The organism is Serratia sp. PL7, assembly GCF_945957435.1.
The window spans coordinates 58,095-75,004 of the sequence record NZ_CAMFLB010000023.1; the positions used below are offsets into that span (position 1 = coordinate 58,095).

Genomic DNA, 16,910 nt, shown 5'->3' on the forward strand with positions numbered 1-16,910 from the left:
AGGAGGAATAAAGATGCAACAGACCGTACAGGACTGGGCAAGAAACACGTCGGGAACGCCGTTGTACGCCGTCTTGGCCAATACCAACGGTGCGCAAGGTATCAAGGCCTATTACCGGGAGGATGGAAGCCGCACGCCGTACGGGCTTTATGCCAATACGCCGTATGCCAACTGGTTCGAGGTGATGCCGGTGCTGGTGCCGCTCACTGACGGCAGCCCGTTTCTGCGCTGGGTGGCAGAAACGCCCCTGCGCAACTGGGGCTGGTTGGCGCGTTCACCGTTGCCGCAGGTTGCCCTGGCGGCCCACCTTGCCGGTTTGACTCAGGTGATCATGCCTGGGGGTAAAGCGGTGTTTTTCCGCTACTGGGATGGGCGTTTTCTGCCGGCACACCTGCGTTATATGGGAGAGCACTGGATAGATGTTCTGCCGGTGTTCTCGGATTACTGGATAAACGGCGAGGTGCTTACCTGCCCGGTAGATCCCACGGCGCAAGCCCAGGTCAGCCCCTGGTGGCAGGTGCCGCAACGTCTGATTGACCAACTTCTGAAAACGGATCCTGGGCCGGTGATTGCCCAGGCATTACAGCAATTGCAGGAAACCCGTGCCGATCTCTATGGGCGTTTTTCCCCTGCCTTACTGGAGATGAAGATCCGACATTTACTGGTGCAAAGCCATGGGCAGCGTGAAGGGCTGATGGCTCGCATCGTCACCACATTGGAGAGTGAGTGATGAGTTATTATGGGTATGGCAACAACTCGACGACGTATACCAGCAGCGCATACGGGAATTACAACAAACGGGTGACGATCCCTTCTGCCCCCATCGACCCTGAGAGGCTTTTCCAGAAGACGCTGAACAATTTTAAATCCTGCCTGACGCGTTACCACGATACGACAGAGTTTCCGCTATTGGGCAGCTTGCTGTTGATGGATCAAGAGGTGAAGGTCGGGGACTTTGTCATTGCCACCAAGCGGATAGACAAGGGCACGCTTAACGGCGTCATGCAGTGCACCCTTAATCAACCCATTACCCTGACGCACGCCTTTGAAGCCAAGGGGTATATCCCAATCGCGGGTTCGCCCTTCAAGATCATCAAACGTAAGAAAAAGACCCCGGAGCAATTTCGGCAGATAGCCTACATGAGTGTCAACCAGGCGTACGGGCCTTATTACAACAACATGACGTCCTCGGACTTTGAGGACATCACCGTGCTAGATGGCCTGGCTTTCGATGACAACGGGATGGCCACCATTAATCTGCCCGAGTGCGACGATGCGTATACCTATCACGTTGTCGTCAACGCCCAGGCCAGCAGTGAAAGTAACCTCCAGCGGCTGGATGAATCCTACAGCGAGCTGATCGTCAAGTGTACCAACCTGCTGGAAACCCAGTGGAAAACACACCAGCAGGCAGCCTGGAAGGATTTTACAGACAGAGGCGCTCAGGTGGACTTTACCCAGGCGTTCAAAGCGTTTTTTGCCGGGTTACGCGACAAAATCCTCGAACTGTACGAGACAGCCAAAAAGATCGTGCAATGGGTCACCAGCGAGAACCTGGACGCCATGCTGGCTTATATCGGCAAAAAGGGGGTGGATAAAATGAAAGAGCTGTATGACACCGGCAAAAAAGAGATTGCCGATACGTTGGTGATCCTCTCCGATGAGATGCTGATGTTTATCTGTGCCCACGCCCTGTACAGCTACTTTTGCCTGCTGACACCGCAACAGATCGCCGATTTTGCCGGGGGAGCGGCAGGCGAATTGGTCATGATGCTGTTGCTTTACATCGTGCTACCCGGTGCCGTAGCCAAATTAGCCCTGGATGGGTTGGATAGCTTAGCCGGTATTAGCCCGGCCCGATAATCAAGGAGAGTCAATGAAACCGTTATTTCGTGCCAATGCCGGTGCAGGGAAAGCGATCATGGGGGGGATAAAAGAAATCATTTCCCTGATCAATGAACACGTCCCCCATTATTTGGCCAAGAACCCTATTCGGGCAGGGGCTGTTCCGTTAAATATCAAAAAAACCGCGAATATCGACTCCGCTGGCTTGGGCAAGAGCCTGGAAAATCAGAGCAGTCTACCCACTGGGTCCAATAACCTGCATGAAACCAGGTTTGAATCGCCGGTCACCCAAGCCAACAGCAGCGGTCAAAATCCGCAGGGCAAGGCGACGCCAAGAAGCGAGCACACTGATAAGGACGGCGATCCGGTTTCGTTGTGCACCGGCGAAGAACTGTTGACGATCAGCGAAGGCAGCCTGCCGGGGCTGCTGCCCTTCACCTGGCAGCGTTTTTACCGCACCAGCGCCTGTGAGTTGGATCTGGGTTTGGGGTACGGCTGGAGCCATAGCCTTTCCCACCGCCTGCATTTTACCGACGACACCATTGTCTGGCATAACGATGAAAACCAGCGGACCCCCTTCCCCTATCCGAATGCCGAACACCCAATCCTGACCAATGTGCTCGGGGGCGCGGTGCTGGCCCTCGGTAGCCACGAGAACGAATACAGCCTCACCTTTGGCGGTGGCGCAGGGGTGTATACCTTTGTGCGTGAGGGAGAATGGGGGCGGTTGACCGCCCTCAGCGACAAATATCACAACCGTCTGCAACTGGAATATGATCGCCAGCAGCGCCTGATCCACCTACAGCATGCGCAGGGCCGGTTGTTGTTCCAGTACACGGATGATGACTCGGCGCACATCGCGCAGGTCCATTTGCAGGCACTGATCCGTGAAGAGGCCTATCGTGATGCGGTCTGGGTGACGCAGCAAGTGCTGGCACATTACACCTACAACGCGGCCGGGCAACTGGCCAGCGCCCTGAACGCCTGTGGGGAACAAGAGCACTACCAGTACAACGAGGCCCATGTCATCACACAGCGCCAGTTGGCGGGCGGCGCCTGTTTTAACTGGGCCTGGGAAGGCGTGGGGCCAGCATCACGCTGTATCCGTCAGTATGGCAATTTCGCCCAGTTAGATACCCGTTACCTGTGGGACGATAACCAGCGGCAGGTGACGCTAAGGCGCTGCGACGGCAGCCAGGAGATCTATCAATACGACGGCCAGGCCCGGCTGATTTTCCGGCGGGCAGCGAACGGTGCAGAAACCCGCCATACGTACAACGAAGAGGGGCTACGCGTCAGCACCACCGATGCGTTGGGCCAGCAGACCCGTTATTTTTATGACGACGCGGGTAACCTGGTGCTCGAACTGAGCCCGGATGGCAGCATGACGCGCTACACCTATCTGGACGGTCAGCTCAAGCGGGTGGCCAAGGGTAGTGGCCGCCTGGAGCAAGTGTGGCTCAATAGCATTAATGAACATGGGGATATCTACGCGGCGCGCTCACCCGGGGAACAGGTGACTGAGTACGACTATTTCCCGAACGGGCAGATGCGTGCCGTTACCCATCCTGACGGGGTGACACAAACGTATCGTTGGGATAACGTAGGGCGTTTACTGGAGAGTACCACCAGTGGCGGTAGCGTGCGCCGTTACCGTTATACCCCCCTTGGCACCCAGCCGATCGCCGTCACCGATGAAGCAGGTAATACCACTCATTTTGTCTGGGATGCGTTGGAACGGTTGCTGGAGCAGACCACGCCGGACGGCCGCACCCAGCAATACCGTTACAATGCCTATGGCAAGGTGACCGAATCCCGCGATCCGGCCGGTTTGGTGACCCGCTACGAGTACGCAGCCCCCCTGCATCTGCTGACGCGCAAGATCCTGCCAGATGGCAGTGCGCTGGAGTACCGTTACGACAACACGCACCTGCAGGTCAGTGAGATCCTCAACCCGAAAGGGGAAAGTTACCGTCTGGCTTACACGGCGACAGGCCTGCTGAGTGAAGAAATTGGCTTTGACGGGGTTAAAACCGCGTATGCCTACGATCTGAACGACAGGCTGATTGAAAAACAAGAGTACGGCAATCAGCCAGATGCAGAGCCGCTGGTCACCACCTACCAGCGCGACTGGCAGGGAAAACTGCTGCGTAAGACCCTGCCGGATGGGCAGGTAGAGCAGTACGACTATGATGCCCTGGGGCGGTTAATTGCCGTCAATGACGGGCAGATGCCGCTGGCCTGGGAATACGACATCGCCAATCGCTTGGTGGCAGAGCACCAAGGGTGGGCAACGCAACGTTATCAGTACGATCCACATAGCGGGTTGCTGAAAGGCAGCCGACTGCCGGACGGCCAACAACTGGGCTACCACTACCAGCATGGCCGGGTGCAGGGGATCACGCTGAACGAACAGCCGCTGCTGGCGTTCAACCACGACAACGCCGGGCGCGAGCAGGAGCGGCGACAGGGCAACGGATTGGTCAACCGCTACCAGTACGATAGTCTGGGGCGTATGGTAGAGCACCGCTTGCAGGGACCCGGCGAGATGGGGCTACAGCCACTGTGGGAGCAGCATTACCGTTACCAGGCGCAGGGTGAACTAGCGAGCATCACGGGCAATGCCCCACGGGAATACGGCTATGATGCGCGGGGGCAGTTACTGAGTGCACAATTCCCCGGCAGCCACACGGTGGTAGATCGGCACAGCGTGGCAGGGGAAAACTTCCTGTACGACGGGGCCGGTAACCGGGTCAGTGAACATAGCGAGCGGGACAGCGCCCCTGGCAACCGGCTGGCGTTTTTTGGTGACAGGCACTTCGAGTACGATCGCTTTGGTAACCTGGCGGTAGAGCGACGCGGCAAGGCCCACAAATTGGTGACCACCTTTGCCTATGACTGTCGGCACCGGCTGATAAAGCGGACCGATCCGCACGGGCAAGTAACCACCTACACCTATGATGCGTTTAACCGCCGGACCAGTAAAACCGTAGAGGGCCAGACCACGGAATACCTGTGGCAGGGCAATAAGCTGATTGCGGAAACGGACAATCAACAGCACTGGCAGACGTTCTTGTATGAACCGGGCAGCCACCGGCCAATGGCGACGATAGTAGGCTCTGCACGGGTGAACAGCCCGAAGGTCAGGACCTATTGGTACCAGAATGACCACCTTGGCACACCGCACAGCCTGACGGACAGCCAGGGCAACACCGTATGGCGGGGGCAGTACAGCGCCTATGGGCAACTGACGGAGGAATGGACACCGCCAGATGCACGGGATGAACACCCGCAACCGAAGGTGAACAACCCACTGCGTTTTCAGGGGCAGTACGAAGATGCGGACAGCGGGCTGTATTACAACCTGAACCGGTATTATGATCCTGAACTGGGCCGATATTTGACGGCGGACCCGGTAAAACTCGATGGTGGGTTGAACTCTTATCAATATGTTGATGGGAATCCTGTTGGTTGGGTGGACCCACTAGGGCTGTTTAAAACTGATGCTACAGGTGCAGAGAAGAGTTCGGTTAATACAGGAGCCCCGCAACTTCCTGAAATTCCGTGGTCAAACTCATCTGTTAAAAGAGCGTCAGATCAACTAGACCGAGGGGCAAAAGATGTCTATGTTAATAGTCGTGCTGAAGCGGAGGAATTATTTAGAGGGAAATATGTAGGTCAAGGATATAGGAATGCAGAGAATTTCAACTCAGTGACAGCCAAAGATTATTTCAACATGGCGGGTAATAAAGAACCTTATTATCATTGGGATGACGTACCTGTCTCAGATATAGATACAAGGAGAATTTACATGGCAAATCATGGCGTTAATGACCCTCATGGTGCTATGCCTCACTTGCAACTCCATCCTGTTGATGATAAAGCAAAAAGAATTTTCTGGCCAAATAAATTTGAAGGTAAATAATATGGGAATCTTAAAAATACCTCAAAAGGTATGGAATGGTATAGAATTCGGCTCTTACACTAAAATAGCACAGGAGGTATTAACAAACAGCGATTCCAAGAGAAGGTGGATTGCTATATACGCCAATTATAAATTGGACTTCGTTAATAATGAATATTATTTTTTTCTTGAAAAAACAAAAGAAAATATGTTTTGCATAATTGATTTTGAAATGGACAACACACTTGTGGAACTTCATGAAGGCATTAATTCCGATGAGGATTTATTAAACTTAAAAATATATAAAGCAAATAACACTGAAGAACTATCTCACTTGCTTGACAGGGAAGGCATCAATCAAGAGTTATTTGTTCCAGAGTGGCGGTGTGATTATCCACTTTAATTTTATGCCCCTCTCCCCGCTCTTACCAACTGGAGCGGGGATTATATAGGTAATGAATTTAACCAAAGAAATAGGTATGGCATCCGCGCTAAGTTGGCTTGATCATGATGCAGACGCACAGGTCAAAACGTTACAGGCAGATCTGACCTTGATTTTGCAGGGTGAAACGGTGAACTCTGTAACAGAAAAAACAGGGATTTCACGAGCTACATACTTTCGGCTGAAAAGAAAAATTTAAATGATGATGAAAATTAACAACTTTCTCATTTAAATTCATAGTGATATGACGTGAAGGTGGGAGTTTTGGAGGAAATGTGTACGGAACCCCCTAGAGAGTCCGGGGCGATTTACTTATGATTGCTCACTCACTCGAGTAACGACAAGGGGCAGACCACTATATGGATATCGAATTTCGCGGCAATGGGATGAGTGAGAACCCGTCTGTAGGTACATGTGATGAGTACGGCGTGAGCGGGATTACCAGCTTTGACGATCTGACCGAAGCTCGTCGTAAGATTGGTGCATCGCACCCAGGCTTTAAACCTCTGTTCTCGCTAGATGACCTGCACCAAGCCCGCTACACCTCATGGCATGTGCGCAATAATTTAGGGATGGACGATGCATCAGAGCAGGACATAGCGGGCTTACCTCCAGAGTGCTTCGAGAATGGCGAATACATAGGCTATCCGACTACGAAAGCGGAGTTCGCAATCTGCCTTCGCAATTTCACAAATTTGGTTGCAGCCACGTCTTTCGAGGATGCTTGCGCTCATGGTTTGACGCTTGATGAGCCTGCCTTGCAGGAATGGATCGGCTACCAACACAACCCTATCTCCCTTCTAGAGCAGCCTCTTTCAGCGCTCTTGGTACCCGTTCAGCATTCTTGCCAGGCACTTGCGGCTTTTCCGAATGGATATTTCACTTCCGACCTTGATCCTGCGAAAAACTTTGCGGTTGCACGTCACTTTTCAGAAGCGCATGGCTATGAGCTGATGGGCGTGGGGGCGTCTTACCTCGGCTTCATGCGTGAGGTGCCGTCTGATACATCAGTCGCTAACGCTGTGGCCCAAGACTTCTGTGCGCTCTACAACACTAGCGATGAAAACCTACAGGCACGTGTTTCCAAAGTTGCGCAAGCGATCTCGGGTCGGACGCACCTTTGGCTGCGTTACGTGGAATGAGCTCCGTGAATAGCCAAGGCCCAGTTGGTTAAATACCTTATGCCGGCTGGATCCACAGAGAAACTCACCCAAACCTGCCGCCACCGGTTAACCGAACCTTCAATGAGCTACAGGTTCGCCTTTAGCGATGCTCCTATCAGCTTGCCGCGCGGATGCGGCAAGCTGAAAATCCCACCGCGTTCAGCACTAATCATATCATCTTGGCGGGCTTTTTAGCCCATTTCTCCGTGTTACACGCGTAACTCGCCCATACCCATCAGGTGTTTTCCAGCCATCCAAGGGTTTGACAGGGCGAACAACGTAGTCAACTGAGCGCTTATTAACCCCTTGCATCCCCCCACTCGTTGACCTGATTACACTCATTCCCCTTCGATAGCACGACTTTCTGCCCACACTGGGATGGATGTCCCCTACGCCTAAGGCCGTGCGGAGAAACAACATGATGTACGCAAAATCCTTCATGGCATCAGACGGTAATCAACGCCTGACTGGTGCCAGAACTGCAAAAACGGCACCTTACAACCGTTGCCATCTTTGCGGCAGCACGATGACGTTCCATCCGGAATATCACACGGAACGCCCCCCAAGTTTGAACATCGGCACCGCCCGAGGACGAGAAAGCCCCGATGCCCAGCCAGAGCGTACAGAAATAAGGTGTATCGAGATGCTGTGCAGCTATATCACTGATACTCAAGCACGAGTACGGAAAGTGAGTTGGTGCTTCACAAGTTCCAACACCGGGTATTAAGGAGAGCGCTATTGCCTTGTTTGCCAGACCGGTGAGCACAGCATTGAGCACTCTGGTAGCTAATCTCTTATCTTTTCCTCGCCAGCAGCTACCGGATTGCCTGAGACTGCTGTAATAACAATGTTAACAATGGTGATTGTATGGCTAATAGCATATGAGTAAGATTAGTTCTCTGCTTCAGTGCAAAGACCGCTTCATGGCTGAGGTGTTACTCGATGAGGAGAAACTCCAGTGTTAACTGCTCATGTAATCTTTGAGATTAAATCATTTGGGCAAAAAGTTGCTGGATGAAAAAAGTAATCACAACCAAAAAAAGGAGTTAATTGTGGCAACCAAAGCTCAGGCTGACCAAGAAATTCAGACCATTCTGTTGCGGCCGGAAAATGTCAACAAGAAGTATGAAGCACTTTTTCTCGAAATTGATTCTGGACAAATAAAGTTACCTATGTTCCAGCGGGAATTTGTTTGGGACAAAGAACAGAGTGCCCGGCTGATTGACAGTCTTTTAAAAGGTTACCCCATTGGTACTTTCATTTTCTGGAAGACAAGAGAAGCCCTCAGGTCGGTAAAAGATATTGGCAACCATTCATTGCCTGAAACCCCCCGTGGCGACTACGCCCAATACATTCTGGATGGGCAGCAACGAATTACATCTCTTTATGCGATTCGTAAGGGGCTACGCATTTCAAAAGATGGTAAGGAAATCAACTACAAAGACATTTATGTGAATCTTGACTATGACCCGTTAAACGATGAGCAAATCGTGACGAGTCAGAAAAACGGAGATAAAGTTTATGTCTCAGTGTATGACCTTCTTAATGAAAAAATGGGAGAATTGTTCAAGCAGGTTGGTTTTGACAAGTCTGATCTTGTTGAAGAATACAAGACTAGGCTCACCACATACGACTTTGCCACTATCACAATCAAAGACTATCCAATAGACATTGCTTGTGATGTTTTCTCCAGAATCAACACCGGTGGCAAGCCTTTGACACTCTTTGAGATCATGGTCGCCATGACTTATGACGAGGCGAAGGATTTTGATCTGGCACTGAAATATGATGAACTACTTAATGGGAGTGACGAAAACGATAAGAGTCTGAGCAAGGCTAAATTTGATACGATTCCAGCTGCTACCGTTCTTCAGGCTGTGGCAGCAATTACTGTAGACAGCATTAGGGCTAAGGATATTCTGAAAATCCGCAGGGATAAATTCATTGCTAATTGGGAGCCAATGGTCTCTTCCATGTTCACAGCAGTGGATTTTATTAGAACTAAGCTGTATGTCCCTGTTTCACAATTACTTCCTTATGCTTCTCTACTGGTCCCGTTTACATACTTTTTCTACAAAAACAATAACAAAAAACCAACAGAAACTCAGGCAAACCTCCTGAGACAGTTTTTCTATTGGGTTGGTTTGAACTGGCGATATAGCGGGGCAACCGAAACCAAGATCGCCGAAGATCTTAAGAAAATGAATATGATTCTTAGGGGGAAAATGCCTGGCTATCCTTCGGGGGAACTCAATGTATCAGCTGATGATATCAAAGATACATGGTTCACCGCAGGTAACTCCAATATAAAGGCTATTCTCTGCCTGTTTGCGTCTCATAAACCTCGAAATCTTGATGATAACAGCGATGTTATTCTTGATAATTCAAATCTAAAAATTGCTACAAGTAGAAATTATCATCATTTCTTCCCAAAAAAATATGTTGAGAAGAATTGCCCTTCGATGGAGCCTAATCTGATCGCTAACATAACCCTGATTGATGCAGCTTCAAACAACAAAATTAAAGCGAAGGCCCCTAGCCTTTATGTAAATCAGTTAAAAGCTGAAAATTCAAAGCTGGGTTCTTCACTTCGTTCCCATTTAATCAAAAGTCCAATAAATTTTGGAATCCTGGAAGATGACTACGAAAAATTCATTCAGAAGCGGTCTGAGACAATTGCAGAAGCTCTCAATGAGGCTTTGAATCCCGAAATCTGAGTTATTATCGTCTCATAGGTAATTAACCTCCCTGAGACGATCCCTTCCGGTAAGTCGAGGCAACCTAAGGGGATCTCACCGAAGCTGGCTAACCGGCTTCGTTTTCTGCTCGCTAAATATGGCCTTATTATATCGACCTCAGTCAATATGGTCTTCGCTGTACACTTACGGGCCATCAACTGAAAAGATAAATGGACACTTTTGGCTCGTTGTTGACACAAGTTGACGGGCACTTATCTATCACCACTACAGACATAGTCTGGCCAACTTAGCGTCACGATATCGCCTTTGATATACTCTGGTAACCAGCTGATAGAATCATCGTTTCGGTTTCTGAAACCACACTCCCAGATTTCGAATACACGCCATCCTGCAGTATGTAGCTGCATCTTGACCAGGATGTCACGTTGCCTGTTGGCTGCGAATTTCTTCATCCAGAATTCTGGTCGGGTTTTTGGCGTCGTCGCATACCGGCATCCATCATGTCGATGCCAAAAGCACCCATGTACAAAAATGCACAATTTGTATCGTGGTAAGACAATATCAGGTTTGCCCGACAGGCTGCTTACATGCAGCCGGAACCTAAAACCTTGCGCATGCAAAAACCTGCGTATAATCAACTCCGGTTGCGTATCCTTCCCTTTGATACCGGACATCATGCGTGAACGTGTCTTGCGATCGACGATATCCATCAGATTCCCTCCTTTTGCCGTCTTCCCAGCACTTGGGAGTTAACATTGCCAAAATTCGCTTTATGTTCTGTTAAAAAAGCATTGGTGTCTTGGCCCAAGCTCGCTCTATATCGCTCAACACACTAAACTATCGAAAAAAGATCATGTATGTTTATACAGGGAACAATTTTGTGATATTCTATCACTAACTTAACCCAGTAGGGCTTGCACATGAAAGAATTACAACCGATCGTCAAACAATTGATGGAAGAGTCACAGCAGGCCACTCAAGCCCGCATGGTCGAAGATCTTGCCCTGCTAGGGAAGGTGCTGGAAATCTATGACCAAAAAACTGTAGCAGATTGTTTGCGCTCCGTCAGCGGCAACGACTGGACTAGAGAATCAGTAAATCGTTGGTTTAATGGTAAGGCATCGCCAAAGCAGCTTGTTGATGTTGAAGTGAAAATGCTCAAAAACATGCTGCCCAAACCGCCAGAGCACCACCCGCATTACCAATTCCGTTTTATTGATCTCTTTGCCGGTATCGGTGGCATACGTAGCGGATTTGAGGCTATAGGTGGACAGTGCGTCTTTACCAGCGAATGGAACGAACATGCTGTCAGGACCTACAAGGCAAACTGGTACAGTGACGAAAACGAGCACACTTTCAACTCAGATATTCGCGAGATCACCTTAAGTGAAAACCATGAGATCCCAGAGTCTGAAGCGTATGCAAATATCGACAAGCATATACCCCAACATGATGTGCTATTAGCAGGGTTTCCATGCCAACCTTTTAGCCTTGCGGGCGTTAGCAAAAAGAACTCGTTGGGCAGAGCTCATGGCTTTGAATGCGATACCCAAGGAACTCTTTTCTTTGATGTTGCCCGTATCATTGCGGTCAAAAAACCACCTATTTTTGTACTTGAGAATGTTAAAAACCTCAAAAGTCACGACAAAGGGAAAACCTTTAAAGTCATTCAAGATACTCTGGATGAACTGGGCTATGACGTTGCGGATGTAGATGTTTCAGGATCTTCAGATCCGAAGATCATCGATGGAAAACACTTCTTACCCCAACATCGTGAGCGTATCGTATTGGTCGGTTTTCGCCGTGACCTCGATTTGGCCCAGAATTTTACTCTGCGTGATATTCAGAAATTTTATCCTGCTGAACGACCTGCCTTTAAAGACTTACTTGATGACGAAGTGGATGATAAGTACATCCTCACGGTGAAACTCTGGGAATACCTCTACAACTACGCCAAGAAGCATCAGGCAAAAGGAAACGGGTTTGGTTTTGGTTTGGTTTCGCCAGAGGATAAGAACGCGGTAACCAGGACGCTCTCAGCTCGCTATCACAAAGACGGTTCTGAGATCCTTATAGACAGAGGCTGGGATAAGGAGAAAGGTGAGAAAGACTTTAGCGATGCCAACAACCTGGAAAATCGTCCCCGTAGACTAACTCCTCGTGAGTGCGCACGTCTGATGGGGTTTGAGAATCTGGGGGAGTCAAAATTTCGCATACCCGTATCCGATACCCAAGCGTATCGTCAGTTTGGCAACTCAGTCATAGTCCCGGTGTTTGCTGCCGTGGCAAAACTGTTGGAGCCATACATCCAAAAAGCAGTTAACAAAACAGACTTAAACTTGAAAAAAGCAGGTTAACGTAAGCAGGGCTAATAAAATGTTAGCCCTGATCATTTAATTTTTTTCCTCTACGTGTAAATTAGCCTATCCACTGTTGAAGGATTCCCCTTATGGATAGCAGGCTAAGAGACAGTTTTCAAATCGCTGCAGGAAAATACTTGAGTGCTGTTGATGCAGATTTTTCGCGCTCGCATCAGCATGAAATCGGTGGATTGGTTAAGGTTGGATTTGGCGAAGTACTGGGTAAACCAGGCAAAACCGAAACGTCCGAGTTCACCTGTAAGATGGTCTACATCAATGATGAAATGGAAGATCCGCTCATTGTTGATGACCATGTCACTTGGTATGACTCTCGCCGTCGTTCGCTCACTCGCCGACCTGAATATCGCCTTTACTACCGAGATAACTCTGTTACAGAACTCATCCAGGAAGGGGATTTCTTCCTCATAGCCCTACAAAACAACGGCACGCTCCTCATGTGCTTCACGCCCGCAGATACGTACATAGAAGCACAACTCCGAAACCTCTTTGGTCTGACCGGTGAGCTACATGAGAAATTTCAATCTTCGGACATAGGAGATAAAAAACTTCTCCTGCCGGTGCAATTGTTGCTCGAACAGGTCGGCTTATCCTTCGAACCGGAACAGCAAGGTGATGAAGAATTACTGGCATTTCTGCTTGAGCGTTATCCGAATGGCCTTCCTAAGTCACATGAATTCTCCGAGCTTGCCCGTTCACGCAAACCAGCAAACCCGCTCGAAGATCCCGATGATGCATTGATAGTTTGGCTGACAGAAGAAGAGCATCTATTCAGAACCTATGAACGGCATTTAGTCCGCACACGATTGTTACAAGGGTTTGGAGAAGATGGTGGTGATGTTGACGCGTTCGTCGATTTTTCTCTAAGCGTTCAAAATCGAAGAAAATCTCGTGTCGGATTCGCGTTCGAGAATCACTTAGGTCATTTATTTACCCTATATGGCCTGCAATTTGAAAAAGGCTCCTCCAAAAAAACAACGGAAAATCGCTCAAAACCTGACTTTCTATTCCCTTCCTTCGAAGCCTATCACGATGAAGAGTTTCCTACAGAAAACTTGTTCCTGCTTGGAGCAAAGACAACTTGTAAAGATCGTTGGCGGCAAGTTTTAGCTGAAGGGGATCGCGTTACAACCAAATATCTGGTAACTATTCAGCCAGGTATCAGTAATTCTCAACTAGCCGAAATGAAGAGTAAATCACTACAGCTTATTGTACCAATTCCAGTATGGGAAACGTATCCGAAAGAAACTCATATACAACTCATAAGTGTACAATCATTTATCAAAGAGGTGAGGAGTTATAAAATATAATAATTTAATCTATCCAAAATAATCAACGTCGAATTAATCATTATGGTAAGTCATCCGCTGACTTACCAATTTTCATTGCCGAAATATAAACTTCCGCATACCAAAAATATTATTAAAAAATATTTTAAGTTATTATCCATGGCCTTAAAAATGAAAATTAATAATTTTATTATCTACAGTTAGCCGCTGAGTTTCTGAGAACGGCCTACGCTTTCAGGAAGCAATAAAAATTAACACCCATAACCCTTAATACTGGATGTATTAACTCACTTACCAACCAAATACTACAGTCAGTTCAATGAGTTCTTGTTCTACTCTGATACTTCCGTTAATACCGTTAATGCCTCCCACCTTGTAACATCCTTTTAATCACACAAAGTGTAGCCTACCATTCACTGACGTACACAGCACGATTAAAATACTAAAATTTGAGATGAGGTTGTTATTTAAATCCAAAAACAACCTCACGTGCCTTATGTTACTTAGACGTATATGCTTTACAAGTATCGATAATGCGCTGGAGCTTTAAATAGCCTACCTCAGTAAACTTAGAACCATACTTATCTAATAACGCCACTGCTTCTGGGAAGCGGGAGTTATAAGACAAGTACCCGATATGAACACGAGCAAGATCTACTTCAATCAACTTATGAGAGCTTTTATTTCGAACTCTACCTGTAGATACTTCATTGTATACAACATCATATTGAGAATGCTTATCTTTTTGACTCAATAAGTCTAGCAATGCTATTTTTAATTGTGTATTTAATCTACCCCTATGAATAAATGTATCATTTAGTGTTTGATTATCACCAGAAACATACACATCAAACATAGTTTCTCTAACAATATGGAAAGCAGTATCAGAGCGTTCATCTGCTATTTTCAACTTTTCCAAACAAGTTTCAATTTCGTATATTAGAGATTTATTTTTACTTTCTTTATATAAAGACAACAACGCCCATGCTTTAACATCTAGTATATATGGATTGTACTCCACTATTTCCAAGGCTTTATTGGAAAAATCTAGAGATTTTTGGTACTCACCCTCAAAACAATATATATATGCCATTTCCCTATATAAAGGTATATCTTTGCTTGGTTTATTAATTATTTTTTCCAAACAATTTTTAGCAAATCTAATATCACCATTTAATCTACTATGGAACGCTTGAACAAAATAAAACAATAATTCACTCCTTTCAGATTTATTTATTTTATTATATTCTTTTATAAAAAATTGATAATCCTCCCAATTTTCAACCCTAGAAGAAGCCTGGCCAATAATTCTCCAGCACTCTAAAACACCATCATTACTAAGCTTACTTTTTTGACAATATGCTTCTTTAGCCAATTCAAGCGATGACTGAAATCTCTTCTTATCGTATTGTCTTTTTGATGCCTTTAGCTGTTGAATAGGCATAACAAAACTTTTTTCTAATATTGATAAATCATCTCCTAATGCTAATTTCTCAATTATTCTAGCATCTAATAATGATAGTGATACAAAGTCTTTATCATCAATACCATCGATAGAGTGAAGCAGTATCTTTTGAATATCGAGCAACTCTGATGAGTACACTTCAGAGTAATCAGAAGACAACCTAGCTAAATAATAAGGAAGTTTGTAATAACCATCATTAAAAATAATAAAGCCTGAATCAAGAAGCGTTCTAAATGCAACTTCAAATATTGGCCACTTGGTGGCAATAAGTTCAACCTCTTCGTATGAAATAATATTTGCAGAACCAAAAAGCCCCAAAACCTTTCTGGGCTCAACATCATTTTTTATTAAATCAACAACCATTTTTTCAAGCTGTTCTCTAACCAATCGAATAATACTTCTACTGGTTTTTGAAGGCCTGTAGTGTGGGTTTTTATTAAGGTATGCGATCACATGATTTATTAATCCCGGGTGTCCTGCGACTGAGTCAATAAATACCTCCTTGTCAACTTTGCTTGGAATTTCAACTCCACTCTTATGCAAAAGCATATTAAATAAATATTCTGAATCCGCTTTACCCAACTGAGCCAATGCATAGTAGACACCTTTTGAATCGACGCTTGCAGGGATGCCTCTTCTTGACAGAAAGATTACATATGGGTAATCGTAATCCAGTAAAGAATCCATAAGTTTTATTAAATATGGGTTCACTTCATCACCAGTGGTATATACACTACCTAATAGATCGATAATCAAGGCTTGTTTGTAATCTACTGTTATAGTTTTTATAAGAACCGATATTTCTATTATTTTATCATCATCAGCCAAATCATTAAAATAATTCATTTTTGAAATGTAATCTGAAACCCGCCAATTTGATGAAAAAACCAAGAGTTGTCTATACAAATCAGATAAATCAAAGTAGTCATCCAATGATACAGTCGCCTGACCAATCAAAATACCAGAGTATAAGTTGCTATAAACTTTTTTAATTAGCGTTTTACGCCCAATACCATCAGGGCCAGAGATAAAGATGTACGGTGGAACTCCTCGTTCATTCTCCCAAATATATTTGGTTATTTTTTTCTCATCCTCTTCACGACCAAGACATCCAACATCTATAGTGTTTTCAAGCTTATTTAATTCACTAACAATCCTGCTGGCTACTGCTCTTGGTGATGGTAAGGAGTTAACGACATATCGTCTAAGCCATTCATCAAGACTTCCCCAGTTAGTATCATCAAGTTGAAAAATTAAAAATTTCTTTAATAATGAATTACTCTTTAATTCATGAGAAATATCAATTTCGTCTTTTACCCAATTACTTTGTAAAGAAGCTTTGGACAGAAAGAGGACATAAATACCAGCCTCTTTCATCTTATGTCTGATTTCATGAACCAGATCACTGTTATTTTCAAAGGACCTCACATCAAAAATAGCTTTTGCCCCGCCGAGCTCTTGATATACTTTCTCAACGAAATCTTTATCAAACGAATTATGAGATAGGAATGCTTTCATTTTTACTCCATAAGTATTTATGTTACAATATTCCATTGAACCATAAACATAAATTAGAAAATGTAAAGTTTCCAATTTTTCTGAAAAAATATATAGTAAAAGCACACTCTGGCAAGCATGAAAAAACAAAAGCAAGCTAATGATTTTATTAATAATTCTTCATTTCACATATCTAAATAGCTAGCTGAAACGGTCATTCAAGTATTC

General features: G+C 46.2%; 11 protein-coding genes and 1 pseudogene. 10 read left to right on the top strand and 2 right to left on the bottom strand.

Going from position 1 to position 16,910, the window contains the following annotated elements; genetic code table 11:
- Positions 1-13 precede the first annotated feature (13 nt).
- The 8 genes and pseudogenes from N6G83_RS43440 to N6G83_RS43475 all read left to right on the top strand — a co-directional run bounded on the left by N6G83_RS43440 (position 14) and on the right by N6G83_RS43475 (position 10,071).
- Complete coding sequence (locus N6G83_RS43440) at positions 14-730, top strand: DUF4123 domain-containing protein (protein ID WP_094982562.1); 717 nt, start codon at positions 14-16, stop codon at positions 728-730.
- Complete coding sequence (locus N6G83_RS43445; protein WP_260524170.1) at positions 730-1,863, top strand: hypothetical protein; 1,134 nt, start codon at positions 730-732, stop codon at positions 1,861-1,863. Before N6G83_RS43440 ends, N6G83_RS43445 begins: the two co-directional genes overlap by 1 nt.
- Before the next feature lie 13 nt (positions 1,864-1,876).
- Positions 1,877-5,770, top strand: a complete 3,894-nt coding sequence (locus tag N6G83_RS43450; RefSeq protein WP_260524171.1) for an RHS repeat-associated core domain-containing protein — start codon at positions 1,877-1,879, stop codon at positions 5,768-5,770.
- 1 nt (position 5,771) lies between these two features.
- Positions 5,772-6,152 carry a hypothetical protein gene (locus N6G83_RS43455; RefSeq protein WP_209529072.1) on the top strand — a complete coding sequence of 127 codons (381 nt, stop codon included), beginning with the start codon at positions 5,772-5,774 and terminating at the stop codon, positions 6,150-6,152.
- A gap of 52 nt (positions 6,153-6,204) precedes the next feature.
- Positions 6,205-6,390 (top strand): hypothetical protein, encoded by a 186-nt coding sequence (locus N6G83_RS43460; RefSeq protein WP_209529191.1) that lies wholly within the window; start codon positions 6,205-6,207, stop codon positions 6,388-6,390.
- A 160-nt stretch (positions 6,391-6,550) separates the two neighbouring features.
- Positions 6,551-7,333: a DUF4253 domain-containing protein gene (locus N6G83_RS43465; protein WP_209529070.1), complete on the top strand. Its 783-nt coding sequence runs from the start codon at positions 6,551-6,553 to the stop codon at positions 7,331-7,333.
- Positions 7,334-7,775: 442 nt separating this feature from the next.
- A pseudogene (locus N6G83_RS43470) lies at positions 7,776-8,144 on the top strand (hypothetical protein).
- A gap of 262 nt (positions 8,145-8,406) precedes the next feature.
- A complete protein-coding gene (locus N6G83_RS43475; RefSeq protein WP_209529068.1) occupies positions 8,407-10,071 on the top strand; it encodes a DUF262 domain-containing protein in 1,665 nt (554 codons plus the stop codon).
- Between the two features lie 233 nt (positions 10,072-10,304).
- Here the strand turns inward: N6G83_RS43475 and N6G83_RS43480 are convergent, their stop codons facing one another.
- Positions 10,305-10,763 (bottom strand): very short patch repair endonuclease, encoded by a 459-nt coding sequence (locus N6G83_RS43480; protein WP_209529066.1) that lies wholly within the window; start codon positions 10,761-10,763, stop codon positions 10,305-10,307.
- A 243-nt stretch (positions 10,764-11,006) separates the two neighbouring features.
- Here N6G83_RS43480 and N6G83_RS43485 point away from each other — a divergent pair, with 243 nt between their 5' ends.
- Positions 11,007-12,410 carry a DNA cytosine methyltransferase gene (locus N6G83_RS43485; protein ID WP_245209473.1) on the top strand — a complete coding sequence of 468 codons (1,404 nt, stop codon included), beginning with the start codon at positions 11,007-11,009 and terminating at the stop codon, positions 12,408-12,410.
- Positions 12,411-12,502: 92 nt separating this feature from the next.
- The gene (locus N6G83_RS43490; RefSeq protein WP_209529062.1) at positions 12,503-13,741 is read left to right on the top strand and encodes a type II restriction endonuclease; all 1,239 of its coding nucleotides are present in this window, start codon (positions 12,503-12,505) and stop codon (positions 13,739-13,741) included.
- Positions 13,742-14,219: 478 nt separating this feature from the next.
- Here the strand turns inward: N6G83_RS43490 and N6G83_RS43495 are convergent, their stop codons facing one another.
- On the bottom strand, positions 14,220-16,703 hold the full coding sequence (locus tag N6G83_RS43495; RefSeq protein ID WP_209529060.1) for a toll/interleukin-1 receptor domain-containing protein: 2,484 nt from the start codon (positions 16,701-16,703) through the stop codon (positions 14,220-14,222).
- Between the last annotated feature and the right edge of the window lie 207 nt (positions 16,704-16,910).